17 protein-coding genes, 1 tRNA gene and 1 pseudogene are annotated in these 15,107 nt (G+C 66.2%); 12 read left to right on the top strand and 7 right to left on the bottom strand.

What is annotated here, in order from left to right; all coding sequences use genetic code 11:
• The first annotated feature begins 9 nt into the window (after positions 1-9).
• From ACWZJV_RS05440 to ACWZJV_RS05480, 9 genes are all read left to right on the top strand, one after another.
• Positions 10-564, top strand: coding sequence for a vWA domain-containing protein (locus ACWZJV_RS05440; protein ID WP_457180511.1), 555 nt, complete (start codon positions 10-12; stop codon positions 562-564).
• A 120-nt stretch (positions 565-684) separates the two neighbouring features.
• Positions 685-1,305 (top strand): MT-A70 family methyltransferase, encoded by a 621-nt coding sequence (locus ACWZJV_RS05445; RefSeq protein WP_457180512.1) that lies wholly within the window; start codon positions 685-687, stop codon positions 1,303-1,305.
• Positions 1,302-1,517: a hypothetical protein gene (locus ACWZJV_RS05450; RefSeq protein WP_457180513.1), complete on the top strand. Its 216-nt coding sequence runs from the start codon at positions 1,302-1,304 to the stop codon at positions 1,515-1,517. Before ACWZJV_RS05445 ends, ACWZJV_RS05450 begins: the two co-directional genes overlap by 4 nt.
• 71 nt (positions 1,518-1,588) lie before the next feature.
• Positions 1,589-1,786 (top strand): hypothetical protein, encoded by a 198-nt coding sequence (locus ACWZJV_RS05455; RefSeq protein ID WP_457180514.1) that lies wholly within the window; start codon positions 1,589-1,591, stop codon positions 1,784-1,786.
• Positions 1,773-3,989 carry a type IV secretory system conjugative DNA transfer family protein gene (locus ACWZJV_RS05460; RefSeq protein ID WP_457180515.1) on the top strand — a complete coding sequence of 739 codons (2,217 nt, stop codon included), beginning with the start codon at positions 1,773-1,775 and terminating at the stop codon, positions 3,987-3,989. The genes ACWZJV_RS05455 and ACWZJV_RS05460 overlap by 14 nt, the downstream gene beginning before the upstream one ends.
• 265 nt (positions 3,990-4,254) lie before the next feature.
• Positions 4,255-5,088, top strand: coding sequence for a replication-relaxation family protein (locus tag ACWZJV_RS05465; RefSeq protein WP_457180516.1), 834 nt, complete (start codon positions 4,255-4,257; stop codon positions 5,086-5,088).
• A gap of 20 nt (positions 5,089-5,108) precedes the next feature.
• Positions 5,109-5,480, top strand: a complete 372-nt coding sequence (locus ACWZJV_RS05470) for a hypothetical protein (protein WP_457180517.1) — start codon at positions 5,109-5,111, stop codon at positions 5,478-5,480.
• A complete protein-coding gene (locus ACWZJV_RS05475; RefSeq protein ID WP_457180518.1) occupies positions 5,467-5,871 on the top strand; it encodes a recombinase family protein in 405 nt (134 codons plus the stop codon). Before ACWZJV_RS05470 ends, ACWZJV_RS05475 begins: the two co-directional genes overlap by 14 nt.
• A complete protein-coding gene (locus ACWZJV_RS05480; RefSeq protein ID WP_457180519.1) occupies positions 5,837-6,583 on the top strand; it encodes a hypothetical protein in 747 nt (248 codons plus the stop codon). Before ACWZJV_RS05475 ends, ACWZJV_RS05480 begins: the two co-directional genes overlap by 35 nt.
• 50 nt (positions 6,584-6,633) lie before the next feature.
• On the opposite strand, the gene ACWZJV_RS05485 is transcribed toward ACWZJV_RS05480, so the two are convergent.
• Complete coding sequence (locus ACWZJV_RS05485; RefSeq protein ID WP_457180520.1) at positions 6,634-6,888, bottom strand: hypothetical protein; 255 nt, start codon at positions 6,886-6,888, stop codon at positions 6,634-6,636.
• 197 nt (positions 6,889-7,085) lie between these two features.
• On the opposite strand from ACWZJV_RS05485, the gene ACWZJV_RS05490 reads away from it, so the two are divergent.
• The 3 genes and pseudogenes from ACWZJV_RS05490 to ACWZJV_RS05500 all read left to right on the top strand — a co-directional run.
• Positions 7,086-7,322 carry a helix-turn-helix domain-containing protein gene (locus tag ACWZJV_RS05490; RefSeq protein ID WP_457180521.1) on the top strand — a complete coding sequence of 79 codons (237 nt, stop codon included), beginning with the start codon at positions 7,086-7,088 and terminating at the stop codon, positions 7,320-7,322.
• Complete coding sequence (locus ACWZJV_RS05495; RefSeq protein ID WP_457180522.1) at positions 7,319-8,803, top strand: tyrosine-type recombinase/integrase; 1,485 nt, start codon at positions 7,319-7,321, stop codon at positions 8,801-8,803. The genes ACWZJV_RS05490 and ACWZJV_RS05495 overlap by 4 nt, the downstream gene beginning before the upstream one ends.
• 38 nt (positions 8,804-8,841) lie before the next feature.
• Positions 8,842-9,891 (top strand): annotated as a pseudogene (locus tag ACWZJV_RS05500) (recombinase family protein); the annotation flags it as partial.
• A gap of 255 nt (positions 9,892-10,146) precedes the next feature.
• Here ACWZJV_RS05500 and ACWZJV_RS05505 read toward each other — a convergent pair.
• The 6 genes from ACWZJV_RS05505 to ACWZJV_RS05530 form a co-directional block, all read right to left on the bottom strand.
• Entirely contained in the window at positions 10,147-10,353 is a 207-nt protein-coding gene (locus tag ACWZJV_RS05505; protein ID WP_457180523.1) for a hypothetical protein, read from the bottom strand.
• 157 nt (positions 10,354-10,510) lie between these two features.
• Positions 10,511-10,586, bottom strand: a tRNA-Val gene (locus ACWZJV_RS05510).
• Positions 10,587-10,770: 184 nt separating this feature from the next.
• The gene (locus ACWZJV_RS05515; protein ID WP_196873441.1) at positions 10,771-11,235 is read right to left on the bottom strand and encodes a peroxiredoxin; all 465 of its coding nucleotides are present in this window, start codon (positions 11,233-11,235) and stop codon (positions 10,771-10,773) included.
• Entirely contained in the window at positions 11,232-12,896 is a 1,665-nt protein-coding gene (locus ACWZJV_RS05520; protein WP_457180524.1) for an AMP-binding protein, read from the bottom strand. Before ACWZJV_RS05520 ends, ACWZJV_RS05515 begins: the two co-directional genes overlap by 4 nt.
• Positions 12,897-12,965: 69 nt before the next feature.
• On the bottom strand, positions 12,966-13,379 hold the full coding sequence (locus ACWZJV_RS05525) for a DUF3052 domain-containing protein (protein WP_196873439.1): 414 nt from the start codon (positions 13,377-13,379) through the stop codon (positions 12,966-12,968).
• A 133-nt stretch (positions 13,380-13,512) separates the two neighbouring features.
• A complete protein-coding gene (locus ACWZJV_RS05530; RefSeq protein WP_457180525.1) occupies positions 13,513-15,072 on the bottom strand; it encodes a TIGR03767 family metallophosphoesterase in 1,560 nt (519 codons plus the stop codon).
• Positions 15,073-15,107: the final 35 nt, after the last annotated feature.

The raw sequence follows: 15,107 nt of genomic DNA on the forward strand, positions 1-15,107 counted from the left end.
ATCCCGACGTTGTTCGTCGCTGTCGTTGACGACTCCGGCTCCGTGACCGCGCCCGGTGGATCCGATCCGATCTCCAACCGTTACGCCGAGATCAGGGCTGCACTTGTAGCCGTCGGTCAGCGGTGTCGCTGTAAGCGCGAGCTGGCCACGGTGGCGCACTTCGACACCCCGGCTGGCGACATCTCAGCCCAGCGACTCACCCGACTGGGGATTCGCGCTCTCGACCCGACCTTGCGTCTGCCCCTGGGAGGCGCTGGCACCAGCAATCTGCGGCCAGCCGTGCACCGAGTAGGGGAAGTCCTCCGGCAGTACCCCGAGCACGACGCCGTGGTGGCGGTGCTGAGCGACTTCCAGATCACCGACAGCAACCCCGACGGCGTGCTCGACGAGCTAGCGCACCTGCCGGCGACGGTCTACGCCTGCGTGCTCGGTGCGCCGTCCGACGTATCTGTACCCGGAGCTGACGTCAGCATCGCGATCCCGCACGGCCAACCGCCTGGAGCGCTTGCGAAGGCGATCTTGCACGGCCTGACTCGCCATCGACTTGCCCCGTCGCCGGCCTAACCAGAGGCGGGGGTCTCCCCCGCCCGGCCCTCCGGCCTCTCGCAGCGGCCGGAGCACGACCTCTCAAGAGGATTCGACCCATCACTAAATGCCAGCTCGCTGGCAGAAACGGAGACCTTCATGACCGACAACACGACGGCGGTGGCCTCATCGTCGCAGCGGACGTTCAAGACCGTGCTGGCCGACCCGCCCTGGGACATCCAGCAGAAGGGTGCCCGTGGTGCCCAGATGCACTACGACCTGATGACCCTCGACCGGATCAAGAAGATGCCGATCGCCGACCTCATGGACGACGACGCGCACGCCTGGATCTGGTGCACCAACGCCACGCTTGTCGCTGCGCACGAGGTCGCCGAAGCGTGGGGCTTCACTCCCCGCTCGGTACTGACCTGGGTGAAGTGGCCCAAGCTCGGCCTCGGCAACTACCTGCGCAACGCTACCGAGCACGTCGTGTTCGCCACGCGCGGCAAGGCCCCTGTGCTCTACCGCTCGCAGCCGTCGTGGTTCAGCGCACCGATCACCGACCACAGCCACAAGCCTGAGGAGCAGTTCGCCCTCATCGAGCGCGTCAGCCCCGGGCCGTACCTCGAGCTCTTCGCTAGGCGCCGGCCGCTGAGCACCTCCGACTGGAGCGTGTGGGGCGACCAGATCCCCAGTGACATCGAGATTCCAGGCTTCCCGGTGCCGATCTACACCGACAAGGCCCGCCCGGGTGAGCCCGACGAGGAGCAGGCGTCGTGACCACCAAGAAGGACGAGGAGAAGAAGCCCGTGCGTAACCCCGTCCAGTGGCTCGTCAACACCGCCCTGATGGTGCTCGGCATCGCCATCGCGCTGCAGCTGGCCATCGACATACTCGTCGACCTGCTGCCGTGGATTGTCGGCCTCGGCCTCGTGGTCGGTGTCGCCTATCTCGTCTGGCGCATCCGAGACGCCCAGCGCCGCCGCTGGTGACCCGCACCACTACCGCCAACACAAGCTCGCGCTCACGAGCGCCCTAACGACCCCGAAGGAGGTGACCTGACATGACCCGCCGCACTCGCAAGAACCGTCGCCAAGGCGACTTCCGCATCGTCGCACGTGGCATCCGCCGCGTGAATCCAGACATCTCGCGCATCGTCAGCACCGCGGTGGACCACTACCTGGAGGGCAAGAACCTGCCGGACGCGAATCGCGACCAGGAGGATCGCCAGGTCGAGGAGGACCGACATGACTCGGCCTGAGATCGTCTGGACCAGACTGCACCTCCCGCGGCCGCTCGACGAGTCACGCGTCCATGCCCTGCTCGTCGATCTAGCAAGCCAGCGACTGCGCTCACCGATCGTCTTCGAGCTGCGCGGTACCGCCGACGGCGTCGCGCACCTGCTGGGCTGCGACGTCACCGCCGTGCACACAGTGAAGCGACTACTGCGGGACGAGCTGCCGGGGGTCTTGTTCTCCAGCGCACCGACCCGAACACCTATGGAGGCCAGCGGCCGGTTGCAGCTTCGCCCGATGGGACTACCGCTGCGCACCGATGACCCTCTGGCAGTCACCCGGGGGTTGCTCTCAGCGGCCAGCGTCCACCTGACGAAGGACGAGGCGGTCGCCATGCAGATCGTGCTGGGGCACCCACACGCCCCCGCCCTGCTACCGGCCGACGTACTGCCACCGTCGACAGGCTGGTGGCAGATGCTCACCGGATCGGCGCGACCGGCGAACGCCGAGGAACGCAAAGCCCTGCGCGTACGCACGGAGGAGCCGAGCTTCGCCGCCACCGTGCGCCTCGGAACCACCTCGCCAGATCCAGACCGTCCGCAGCGGCTCGTGAAACACCTACTCGGTGCCGTTCTGACCGCTCGGACACCTGGTGTGTGGGTGGATCTGGTGCGAGAAGACCACCGCTTGCTCGACAGCGCCCAGCTCCCGCGCCGCCCACGGCTTGAGCTGAGCTGCGCCGAGTTGGTCGGCCTGATCGGCTGGCCGCTCGGCGAAGAGGCACTGCCCGGCATCCCGAGCCCGCACCCGAAGCCACTGCGTCCTTCGGCTGCGGTGCACGACACGGAGCGAGTGTTCGCCCGATCGGCGGTGCTCGGAGAAGACCGTCTGGTCGGCATCTCGTCCCATGATGCGCTGTTCCACGGTGTGGCCTACGGGCCGTCCGGGTCCGGCAAGAGCACGGCCATGCTCCACCTCGTCGAGGAGGACATGAAGGCCGGTCGTCCGGTGATCGTGCTCGACCCGAAGCGCCAGCTTGTCGACGATCTACTCGCCAGGGTTCCTAGGGAGCGACGTGACCAGGTCGTCGTGCTCGATGTCGGCGATGAACAACCGGTGGGCTTCAACCCGCTGGACGTGGCCGGGCGTGATCCGGACGTGGTGGTCGACGGCATCATGGCGGTCTTCGGCGACCTGTTCGCCGGCGGCTGGGGACCTCGCACGCTCGACATCTTCTCGGGTGCCCTGCGCTCACTCGCCCGAGCCAGCGTGATCACCGGCGTCCCAGCAACCCTGGCGGACGTTCCCCGCATCCTCACCGACCTGCCCTTCCGCAGCACTGTCATGGGCAACCTGCAGCACGACGAAGGGCTGGCCAGTTTCTGGGGCTGGTACGACAGCCAGTCACCAGCAGCACAAGCGGCAGCGATCGCCGCACCGCTCTCACGCCTACGTCAGCTGCTGCTCCGGCCGGCCCTACTTCACACCCTCGACCAGCGCCAGACCCGCCTGTCGCTGCGCAACATCTGGCGCGAGAACCTAATCGTGCTCGTGCCCCTCAACGAGGGACTCATCGGAGCCGGAACCGCCAGCATGCTCGGCTCCCTCTTCGTCGCCGACCTGTGGCTAGCCATCCAGGAACGAGCAGCCGAGAACACCCCGGAGAAGCGCCCCGGCGTCGTCTATGTCGACGAAGCACCCCGCTTCCTACACCTGCCCTCGAGCCTCGCGGATGCGCTGGCAGTCAGCCGTTCACTCGGCGTCGGCTGGTTCCTGGCCGCACAGTTCGTCGGACAGTTCCCACCCGAGATGCGCTCAGCGGTCGACATGAACGCCCGCAGCAAGATCGTCTTCCGCACCGAGTACGAGGACGCCAACCACTTCACACGTGGCGTGCGTGACCTCACCAGCGAGGACTTCATGTCGCTGGGCAAGTACGAGGCCTACGCCAACCTCGTCGCCGACGGCCACCCACAAGGATGGGCACTGGTTCGCACTCTACCGCCAAGCAAGACCATCGCAGACCCCGAGCGTGTGCGGGCGCACAGCCGCGCACGGTGGGCCGCTCCGGCGCCAAAGCCGGTGGCAGCGCCGCCTGGCCCCGCCCAGGCCGCCACCGGCCCGGAAACCGCCCCTGGCGGGCCAACACCCCCCGCCGCCCAGGAGCTGGCAGTGCCCCAACTGCCTGGCCAGCCGCCGCCAGTCGGCCGGAAGCGGAGGCAGCGATGAGGCTGGTACGAGGACAAGCTGCGACTGGAGGAGCAGAAGCCGAAGCGGATCGGCTGAGAGAAGCTGGCAGGCGAAGCGGAGCGGAGGAAGACCCGCTGAAAGCGGGTCAGTCCCATCTGGAACACGAGCGGCATCGCAGGTCGTGGGCCGGATTGGGACGGAAGGTCCTTGCTGGTCGCGATCGCCGGAACGATCACCGGAACGAGCAACACCACCACGTGCCAACCAACACCAGTCGCATCGCCGGGTCGCAGCCGAGGCTGTCATGACGCGGGTCGATGTGCGCTGGCTGGAGGGCAGGCTCGGCCCACGCGACCTCCGAGTGCTGCGGATGCTGCGAGCCCACCGGCTGGCGACGACACAGCAGGTCCGCCGCTGGCACTTCGTCGAGGGCTTCACCAGTGAAGGGGCATCGCTACGCAGCTGCCAGCGCGCACTGGCGCGGCTGGAGCGGCACCGCCTCCTGAGGCGACTGAGTCAGCGACTCGGCGGCTCCAAGCGAGGAGCCGAGAGCGTGATCTGGCAACTCGACGTGACGGGCGACCGGCTGCTGTCGGTCATCGACGGTGACCACCGTCGCCGCTACGTGGAGCCGGGGCGAGCGTTCATCACGCACACCATCGCCGTAACCGAGCTCGCCGCGCAGCTCCAGCAGACGCTCCACACGAAGGAGATCGAGGAGCTGACCCTCAGCGCCGAACCCGACAACTGGATCCGCTTCCTCGGCGCCCATGGCCGAGCCGAAGTCCTAAAGCCCGACCTCACCGCAGTGACGATCGCCGGCGACTACGAGAACCACTGGTTCCTCGAACGCGATCTCGGCACCGAGCACGGGCCAGCCATCTCACGCAAGGCACAGGTCTACCAGCGCTACTTCGCGACCGGCGCCTACCAGACCAAGCACGGCATCTTCCCCGCCGTGCTGTGGATCGTCGACGACGGGCCACGACGGGAAGCCATCGAGCGAACGCTCGAACGCACCCCAGGGCTAACACCCGAACTGCATCGGGTCGTGATGGCAGAGGACTTCATCACCACTGCCGTCGTCGCCCACGCCCCGGACGGCAGCCCAGGCGGCCCAACACCACCAACCCCCTAACAGCCCAAGAGGAGGAATCCATGAGCATCACCAACGAAAAGAACCAGCGCCAAACCGGCGGGCGAGTCACCGCTCGCTCGCTGCTGTACGGGCCAATCGACCACAACGAACGCCGCGCCTGGCGGCGCATCGACAAGGTCACCAAGCGCGCCCACAAGAAGGCAAAGCGCATCGACGAAGCGACCGCCCGCCTGATCGCCGCCACCGTTCACGGCGGACCGGGCAGCGCCCTGGAGCGCTTCGCCGCCACCGGGCACCTGATTAACCCCAAGGCGCGGACCGAGCTCGAGGCGGTGCGCTTCGGGACTCCTCCGACAAGGTGGCTGCTGGCGCTCGCCACCTTCCTCGAGGCCACCGACGCAAGCAAGGAGAGCAACCATGGAACGGCGTAGCTCCGAGCCAACAGCGGTCGCCTACGCCCGGGTAGCTGCCTCGACAATGCTTACAAGTGAACGCTCAGTGGAGCTCCAACTCGAGCGCTGTAGGTCGACGGCCGAACGCCTCGGTGCTCGCGTGCTGCAGGAGTTTGTCGACCAGGGCGTGTCCGCCCACGCCAACTCCAAGCCTGGTATGGAGGCGCTCTATGACTTCGTCGAAGACCACGACGTCGACTACGTCGTGGTCCTGGAGGTAAGCCGCCTCGGCCGTACGTCATCGGCAGGGCTGTCCGAGGTGCTGCAACTCCAGGGTTACGGCGCACAAGTCGTCCTCGCCGAGAGCGATGCGGTCCTGCGGGTCGTGACTGACGATGACGTACGCGAGGCACCAGATGGAACGGCCTAACACACCCGACCAGCCAGACGACCAGAACCGCTACTCCGGACCACCGGCCGAGCGGCTCAACCCCGGGGAGGTCGACTTCACCGGCGCCAACGAAACCTACCCAGCGCTGCGCGTCACGATCGAAGACGCCATCGCTACCGCCCAGGAATACGGCGGCGAGGTCTCCCACATCGGAGCACGAGCCATCTCGCGATACCTCGCCGACTACGAAGGACCACACCGCGCACCGGCTCTCCATCACTTCGCAGTGACCGCCAGTGCCAACTTCGAGCAAATGAGCGACGAGCTAGCCAGGGTCTTCTCCGACCGCAGCATCTCCGTGGAGATGTACGAGTGGGCCAACTGGCTGGGCACCTACATCCTCCGACAGGCTGAGAAACTACGCGGCCCGACACCGACAGTCGAGACGTACAGCGAGGACATCCAGGAAGCCATCCGAGAGCTTGGGTCGGCCTTCGCCGCGTTCCTGCGTCTGCCGGACGTCACCGAGGAGAACGCCCGTGACCTCTTCCACGACGCTTTCGCGATGTCGCTCGACGACCCCAGCCAGCTGATCGCCGACACGATCGAGACGCTCGAACTCGATCAAGCGCTCGATGAATCCGAAGTCGGCTACTTCGCCTCGATCGATCCGTCGAAGGTGCTCAACCTAGTGCGCGAAACCTACGACATCGTCGCCTACCAAGGGAGGTTCTACCTGTTCAACAAGTAGAGCGCCCACACGGGGCGCTCTCGCATCAGGTCTCCGGCTTCGGAATGCAACTAGGCAGCCAACTGCTGCTCGAGCCCAGCAATGCGGTCCTCGTGATCATCGAGCTTGCCCTGCTGCCGATCCTGCTGATGAACCATCGCGGCACGCTCCGTGCTGTCGGTGTCCATACGGTCAAGGAGTCCATCGAGCTGAATACGGAGACCATCGAGATCGCCCTTCGTAGCCATACCGTCGAGCCGACCCTCAATCTTGTCGAATCTATCACTCATATCCTTGAATAGCCGGTCAAATTCATCGTTCGTCATATGTATTTCACTATATGCCGAATATCGCCACAGGAGAAGCGGATTATCGCGGCAAGGAACCAGAAACCTCGGAATTCCGATGTATTATCGCCATTTACTATTACATTCCGCCCCATATTTCTTTATTATGGGAGCAATAACGGGGGTATCCGGGGAATGTGGAACCAGAAATAAGAGAATTATGGAAGGAGGCACATATGGCCACCACTACGACAACCAACCACACCAACAACAATGAGGAGCCGCGGGGAGGCCCAACACGCCTCTTGACCCTCGAAGAGGCGGCCGACCAACTGCGCATCAGCGTTGACAGCCTGCTCCGCGCCGCGAACTACGGCCAGATTGCGACCGTACGCATCGGGCGCCGTCGGCTCATCGATCCCGCCGACTTGGAGGCGTTCATCACCGAGAGCCGTGAGGAGTACCAGCGATGAGCGGTAGGCGCGGAAACGGCGAGGGAACTGTCTTCCAGCGACCCAACGGCAGGTGGGCCGCGCAAGGCATCATCCGCCTTGTCGGCGGTGGCAGCAAGCGAATCACAGTCACTGCAGCCACACGGCCCGAAGCGAACGCCCGACTCCAGGAGCGGCTCAAGCGGGATCGCGATGGCTTCCGCACCCCTGAGCGCGAGCAGACGGTCGGCGAGTATCTCGACTACTGGCTCCAGGAGGTCGTTCCCATCAGGGCGCGACCAACAACCATCTATGACTACAGCTTCATCACTCGCAAGTACCTCAAACCTGGGGTCGGCAAGCTTCGCTTGTCGCAGCTATCACCCCGCGACGTACAGAAGCTCGTAAACGACATCTACGCACGCACCGGGCTTGCCCGGACGACGAACAAGGCTCGAGCCACCCTCCGCGCCGCACTTGGTCACGCCGAACGGGAGGAGCTGGTCCTACGCAACGCCGCCAGTCGAATCACCGTGCCGAAATACCAACGCAAGAACATCACGCCATGGACGCCCGCCGAACTCGAGCGATTCCTCGAAGTAGTCAAGCGCCACCGTTGGTATGGCGCCTTCCTGATCCTTGCCACCTACGGCGCCCGTCGAGGTGAAGTCCTTGGCTTGCCGTGGAAGAACATCGACTTCGAAGCGGGAACTATCCGGATCGACCAACAACTCCAGCGGATCGACGGGAAGTTGACCATCTCGCCCGTCAAGACTGAAGCCGGCCAGCGGGTCCTACCGCTCTCCGAGAGTGTGCGGCGCGTCCTCGGGCCCGTGGCGCCTCCTGACGGCGACGTTGGCGACGAGACGAATCTCGTATTCCGTTCCACGACGGGGACTGGGATCGATCCGCAGAACTTCACTCGCCAGTTCCAGGCGATCTGCGCCGAGGCCGGCTTGCCGCGTATCCGTCTCCACGATCTGCGACACACCACGGCAACGCTCCTGAAGAAGATCGGCGTGCCCGATCGGGACATCCAACACATCCTTGGCCATGCCGACATCACAACGACTCAGCAGATCTACCAGCACGCGGACATGGAACTCGAATCTGAGGCACTGAACGCTCTAGGCAGCCTCACACAGCAGCAAACTGCATCCGAAACTGCAGCAGGTACCGACTTTTCCACAGGTCAAGGCACCGAAAATCGATGCGCTGACCCCTGGCAGGGGCAGAGGGACTCGAACCCCCGACGTATGGTTTTGGAGGCAGAATCTGCACACCGTGAGTCGCAGCCGACCCCTGTTAACAGCACGCCCTCGGACGCTCACACCGGCCTGAAACTGCAGCAAACTGCAGCCGAGATTGCAGCACTCGCGAAGCAGCTGGATCGCTTGGACAGCATGCGCCCACACCAGCCTTGCCCGCATGATCACAGCACCGGGTGGCTGATCCGCGAACTGCACGAACGCCTCAATGCCCAGGTACGAGACCTGGAAGGTGGTGGAGACCTTGCCGCATGAACCTGTTCCGCCGATTGTTACTACGAAACGAGGATGAGATGTCAGCTCTCCAGACCGAAGGCCTCGCAGTCAGCGCTGTCAGCTACATCCGGGTCAGTACCAAGGACCAGGCCCACCGGGGCGGTCTGGCAGAAGGACTCTCCCTACCGGCACAGCGCACGGCCATCAAGGGCAAGGCCGACAGCGTCGGCGCCCATGTCGTCAGGGAGTTCGTCGAGGCTGGTGAGTCAGCCAAGACCACCGACCGACCCGAGCTTCAGAGGATGCTCACCTACATCAAGGCGAACCGCATTCAGTACGTCATCGTGCACAAGCTCGACCGCCTGGCACGCAACCGGTACGACGACGTCATGATCAACCTCGCCATCCGCGAGACTGGTGCCCGCCTGATCTCGGTGAGCGAGAACGTCGACGAGACGCCGCAGGGTCAGCTCGTCCACGGCATCTTCAGCTCGGTGGCTGAGTTCTACAGCAAGAACCTCGCCCAAGAGGTCGTCAAGGGTATGGAGGAGAAGGTCCGCCAAGGCGGCACCCCGACACGTGCCCCCGTCGGCTACCTCAACGTCCGCACGACTGTAAGCGGCCGCGAGGCGCGCGTCATCCAAGTCGACCCCGAACGCGCCCACCACATCCGCTGGGCATTCGAGGAGTACGCCAACAACCGCGACATGACCCTCACCCGCATGACGGAACTGCTCGAAGCGCGCGGGCTCACGATCAAAGCCACCAAGAAGCAGGCCGAGCGGCCGCTTCCGCGCAGCCAGGTCCACCGCATGCTCACCAACCGCTACTACGCCGGCTACGTCACCTGGCGCGACGTCGAGTACCCCGGCACCCACCAGCCGATCATCGACGAGCAAGTCTTCGCAGCGGTCCAGGATCGCCTCGCGGAAAACCGAGCCGCTGGCAACCGAGAACGCAAGCATCTCCACTACCTCACCGGCACGCTCTACTGCGGCCCGTGCGGCTCACGCATGGTCTACAGCCGCAGCCGCGGACGAGGCGGCGTCTACGAGTACTTCGTCTGCTCCGGTCGCCACACCAAATCGAACGGTTGCCAAGCGCCCTACATCGCCGTCGACAAGATCGAGCAAGCAGTCGGAAGGCTTTGGAGCACAGAACAGGAGCCCTGGCGCACCACCGCGGTACCGCAGATCCGCCAACGTCTCACCGAGCAGCTCCATGCACTCCAAGCAGGTGCACAGGCCGACAGCACAAGCTTGCAGAAGCGCATCGACAAGATCCGCCGCGACCGGTACAAGTGGGCGGAGAACGCCATGGATGGTGTCGTGCCACCCGACATCGCCCGCGAGAAGCAGGAACAACTCGCCCGCCAGCTCGCCTCACTCGAAGGCGAACTCGGCGCCCTGCAACGCGCTGGTATCGACACCCAAGCGACCCTCGACGCCGTGCTCAACCTGATCACGGAGCCAGCTCCGACCTACCAGCAGCTCCGCGACGCAGACCGTCGCCGCTTCAACCAGGCGTGGTTCACCCGGATCTACATCGATCCCGTCATCGAAGACCCCGACCAACAGCCGGTCACCCACGCCGACCACACCGTCTTCGCCAATGCCCTCCAGGCTAGCCGGGAACTAGCCGAGCTCACGCTCCCGGCTGGGAAGACAGAAACGCCGGGCCCTGATGGGCCCGGCGATGACTGTTACTTGGATCCTCGAGATGTCATGGGTTCCAATGACAATCCTTTGGTGGACGCAAAGGGACTCGAACCCCTGACATCCTCCTTGTAAGGGAGGCGCTCTACCAACTGAGCTATGCGTCCGAAGCGCCCCAAGAGTACGCGATCAGGGGCGGGCCCGGCGAACTGGGCCGTAAATGGAAGTTGAGCCGCTGACGTCTCGGGTCATCAGCGGCTCAACAACTCAAGATTAGATCCCGCCCAGGGCATAGGAAAAGCGATGTAACCAGCCTGTTAACGGACCTTTGATGACCCGTAAATTACCTGCTCAGACGGCCGCGTGGAGCTGCCGGAGGTGCTCCTCGAGGTCGCGGCCGTCGGCGTTGTCGTTGTGCACGGCCCACCGCACGACACCCGCCTTGTCGATGACGTAGGAGGACCGGAGCGGGGCTCCGGTGCGCTCGTTGAAGACGTCGTAGGCCTTGGTGACCTCGCCGTGGGGCCAGAAGTCGGAGAGCACCGGGAAGTTGAGCCGGTCGGTGTCGGCGAACTGCCGGATCGCGTAGACCGGGTCGCACGAGATCGCCAGGACCTCGGTGTCGAAGGTGACGAACTCGTCGAGCCGGTCGCGCAGTCCGCTCATCTCGCCGGTGCACACACCGGAGAAGGCGAACGGGAAGAAGAAGATCGCGACGGCCTTCTTGCCGTGGAAGTCGGTGAGCGTGACGTCGGCCCCGAACTGGTCCCGGAGGGTGAAGTCCGGAGCCGGACCGCCGATCTGAAGTCCACTCACTGCCCTGCCGCCCTCTCGCCGTTCGATCCTGCCGCCTCGATGTCCCAGGTGGCCAGCTCGCGGCGGAGCACCTTGCCCGTCGCGTTGCGTGGCAGAGCGTCGGTCACGACGATCTCCCGCGGCACCTTGAAGCGAGCAAGATTCTCCTTGACCCAGTCCTTGAGAACCGCATCGACGCCGTCCTCGGTGCCGGGCACCACCACGACGAACCCACGCAGGCGCTTGCCGAAGTCGGCGTCGTCGACCCCGACGCAGGCCGCGTCGGTGACGAGCGGGTGGCGCATCAGGCAGTCCTCGACCTCCTGCGGGAAGACGTTCTCGCCGCCGGAGACGATCATGTCGTCGTCGCGGCCCTCGACGTAGAGCCGGCCGTCGGGACCGAACCGTCCGACGTCGCCGGTCGCCATCAGACCGTCGACGACCTCCTTGCCGCCGCCGCTGGTGTAGCCCTCGAAGAGCAGGCCGTTGCCGACGAAGATCCGGCCGGCCTCACCGTCGGGGACCGGCACGCCGTCGGCGTCGAGGATCCTCATCCGGGTGCCCCACGGGATCTTGCCGGCCGAGGTCGGCGCCTCGCGCAGGTCGACGGGGTCGGCGATCGAGGCGTAGGAGACCTCGGTCGAGCCGTAGACGTTGTAGAGGCTGTCGCCGAAGCGGTCCATCCACTCCAGCGCCAGGTCGCCGGGCAGCGCCGAGCCGGAGGACGCGACGGCCTTCAGCCGGGAGGCGATCCCCTCCAGGTCGTACGCAGCAAGCGTCTCCTCCGGCAGCGACAGGATCCGCTGCATCATGACCGGGATGACCACGAACGAGTCGGCCCCGGTCTCCTGGAGGGTCGCCAGCGCGTCCTCCGGGTCGAACCGGCGACGCAGGATCATGGTGGTGCCGAGCAGCTCGGCGAAGAGCAGGTGGGCGAGCCCCCAGGTGTGGAAGAGCGGCGCGGCGATGAAACAGCGCCAGCCGTCCTTCATCGGCATCCGCGACATCAGCGCGACCGCGGCGTCGAACCCGGCCTCCGGACGCGGCGCCGACTTGGGCGCCCCGGTCGTGCCGGAGGTCAGGATCACGATCCGGCCGTGCCGCTTCGGCGGCGGCACCGGCCGCGCGTCGCCGGCGACCAGCGACTCGAGGGTCTCACCAGGATCGTCGGAGTCGACCCACGCGACCAGGCGCTGGGCCGAGGCCGCCGAGGACAGCATCCCGGTGAACTCCTCGTCGTGGATGATCAGCGCGGGCTTGTCGCGCTCCAGCACCCCGACGAGCTGCGGACCGGCGAAGGCGGTGTTGAGGTAGAGGACATCGGCGCCCAGCTTCGCGACCGCCAAGGTGGCGTCGACGAACCCGCGGTGGTTGCGGCACATGATCGCGACCCCGTCGCCCTCGCCGATCCCCCGGGCCGAGAGGGCCCGGGCGATCGCGTTGGAGCGGCGGTCGAGGTCGGCGTACGTCAGCGACCCGAGCTCGTCGATGACCGCGGTGCGGCGCGGATAGCGGTGGGCGAGGCCGATGAAGCCTCCGGCCGGCCCGGTGCCCCAGCGCGCGAGCGCCAGACCGGTCCGTGCGAGCCCGAGCGGACTGACCGGCCGGACGATGCCGGAACCGGCCAGGATCATCGCCGCGGATCCGGCGGTGCGTGCCTTGGCAGCCGTAGTCGAGAACACCGTTGGGAGTCTAACGTCGCTCACGCGAAGACTCCTGCGGGTGTCCAGCGACCCCGAGAACCGTTGCCATCAGGCAGGAGTCTTCGGCGCCAGCAGACGCGTCGCGGCCCAGTCCTTGCTCACAGATGCGGTGGTGGTCTGGGACAGTCCTGCGATCGGCGCGGCCTCGGCGATGTCCGCCGCGTCGACCGCACCCGGGCGGCCCACCTTCGGCGTCAGCAGCCAGATGACCCCGCCTCCGACGAGGTCGGTCAGCGCGTCGACGAGTCCGTCGACGAGGTCGCCGTCGTCGTCGCGCCACCACAGCAGCACGGCGTCGACGACATTGCCGTACTCACCGTCCACCAGGTCCGCGTCGACGGCGTCTTCGATGGCGACCCGCAGCTCGTCATCCGTATCGTTGTCCCAGCCCAGTTCCTGGATGACCATGCCGGACTTGAGGCCCAGCCGGTCCGCAGGCCCTGTGGCTGCGGTCGAGCTCACGTGTCTTTCCTCCAAGGCTTGATGTGTCCATGCCGCTTGCATGAACTTGGTTGGTGGTAGTCCAGCGGAGAACGCTGGTCCACGCAACCCCACCCGCCTGTCAACCGCTAGATAACGGCGTGTCGGAGGCCCTTCAGGCCCTCGGATCGAGCAGATGGAGCAGTACGTTGCGGTCCTGGGCCGTCCCTGAGAAGGGATGCTCTGCCAGGGGGACCTTCGGTGTCTGCCAGTCGTTCGCGGCCAGCTCACGAGACAGCGAGGCGAGGTGGCCGACCTCCTCGATGGAGCCGCTCCACCGGGCGGGACCGGCGTGGTCGAGCATCGTGGTGGCGATGGTGAGCACGTCCCCGTCGGAGATGAGCTCGACCACCCGGCCCTGCTGCGGCCAGTCGATCAGGGAGGGCGCGGTGACCTCCCACCACGAGCCGTGAGGCTTCACCGACGTACGGTGGGTGTGGCCGTTGAGCCAGAGGACCGCGCTCTCATGACGCGAGACGGTCTGCTCGATCTCGTCGCCGAGGACCCGCCGGCTGCCGCCCGCGCCGCTCATGTCGTTGACCAGCGACGCCACGTCGTGGTGGCTGGCGATCACGGCGAGCCGCTCGTCGTAGTCGGTGGAGGCGAGCACGGCGTCGAGCCACTCCAGCTGCTCGGCGTCGATCGATCCCTGGAAGCCGCCGGCGGGGTTGACCGTGTCGAGGACGACGAAGGTGACCTCGTCGTTGACGTCGTGGCGGTAGTAGGACTCGCCACCGGCGTGGAACCCGTGGCCCGGCGGCTTCGCCTCGTCGTGGACGTGGGAGTCGACGAACTCCTGCAGCGTGGTCTGCCGGCGACGCCGGTCGGCGGTCACCTCGTACGGCTCCAGCTCGGCCAGCATCGCGAGCGCCGCCGGGTCACCGGAGATCAGCCCGGCGATCAGCTTCGCCTTCGCCTCGTCGGTCCAGTGCTCGGGCATCGCGATCGCCTTCAGGTCGCCGACCGCGATCTCGGCGATGGCGGAGTTGCCCGGCACGGTGCCCTGCAGCAGCCCGTCGTGGTTGCCGTTGACGGCCAGCCAGGGCACCTCGAGCCCGGGTGAGTCGATCGCGCGCCGCACGGCCTTCAGCAGCCCGGGGACGAGCGGGAAACCGTGATCGCCCCGGCGCATGTCGTACGTCTCGCCCTGGGGGTGCCAGAAGCGCTTGTCCGGCAGGGCGGCGACGCCTTCGTAGTGCAGCATGTCGCCGGAGTCGGGGGTCAGCCGGCCGCCGTCGAGCAGCGTCAGGTACCAGTCGAGCTCGTTGTACTGCCCGTTGTCGGTGTTGTCGCCGGTCGCGATCGCCAGGTCGAGCGGGCCGCCGCCGACGGGTCCCTCGGTGATCTCGTTGATCGCCTCGACCATCGCCGCTCCGACCTGTGCGGTCAGCAGCTCCTGGGCCCGGTACGTCCCGATCTCCTCGATCAGCTCCCGGGTCGAGGCGTCGGGGTCCATGAGCCGGTCCAGGACCTCGACCCGCGCCGGCGATTGGTGGTCGCAGATGTGCATGTCGGACAGGTGGGCGACGGTGAGCACCGGATCACCGAGCTCCTCGGGCTTCCGGGCCAGGTCGGTGCGCGAGATGTGGCGCTCCTGAGGGCCTTCGGCCAGACGTACGTAGGTGCCCTTCCGGCCACCCGCGACGATCCGCCCGCTCTCGCTCGTGACACCCATCTACGCCTCTTCTCCCTCAGCACCGGCCGCCGCGG

It is taken from the genome of Nocardioides sp. WG-D5, from assembly GCF_054031175.1.

What these genes read in the sequence shown, in the direction of transcription:
- ACWZJV_RS05485 (WP_457180520.1), bottom strand. Translation starts at nt 6,888, where the DNA reads ATGACGAACGATGAATTTGACCGGCTATTCAAGGATATGAGTGATAGA.
- ACWZJV_RS05530 (WP_457180525.1), bottom strand. Translation starts at nt 15,072, where the DNA reads ATGGGTGTCACGAGCGAGAGCGGGCGGATCGTCGCGGGTGGCCGGAAG.
- ACWZJV_RS05460 (WP_457180515.1), top strand. Translation starts at nt 1,773, where the DNA reads ATGACTCGGCCTGAGATCGTCTGGACCAGACTGCACCTCCCGCGGCCG.
- ACWZJV_RS05480 (WP_457180519.1), top strand. Translation starts at nt 5,837, where the DNA reads ATGACGTACGCGAGGCACCAGATGGAACGGCCTAACACACCCGACCAG.
- ACWZJV_RS05475 (WP_457180518.1), top strand. Translation starts at nt 5,467, where the DNA reads ATGGAACGGCGTAGCTCCGAGCCAACAGCGGTCGCCTACGCCCGGGTA.
- ACWZJV_RS05495 (WP_457180522.1), top strand. Translation starts at nt 7,319, where the DNA reads ATGAGCGGTAGGCGCGGAAACGGCGAGGGAACTGTCTTCCAGCGACCC.
- ACWZJV_RS05490 (WP_457180521.1), top strand. Translation starts at nt 7,086, where the DNA reads ATGGCCACCACTACGACAACCAACCACACCAACAACAATGAGGAGCCG.
- ACWZJV_RS05470 (WP_457180517.1), top strand. Translation starts at nt 5,109, where the DNA reads ATGAGCATCACCAACGAAAAGAACCAGCGCCAAACCGGCGGGCGAGTC.
- ACWZJV_RS05445 (WP_457180512.1), top strand. Translation starts at nt 685, where the DNA reads ATGACCGACAACACGACGGCGGTGGCCTCATCGTCGCAGCGGACGTTC.
- ACWZJV_RS05455 (WP_457180514.1), top strand. Translation starts at nt 1,589, where the DNA reads ATGACCCGCCGCACTCGCAAGAACCGTCGCCAAGGCGACTTCCGCATC.
- ACWZJV_RS05465 (WP_457180516.1), top strand. Translation starts at nt 4,255, where the DNA reads ATGACGCGGGTCGATGTGCGCTGGCTGGAGGGCAGGCTCGGCCCACGC.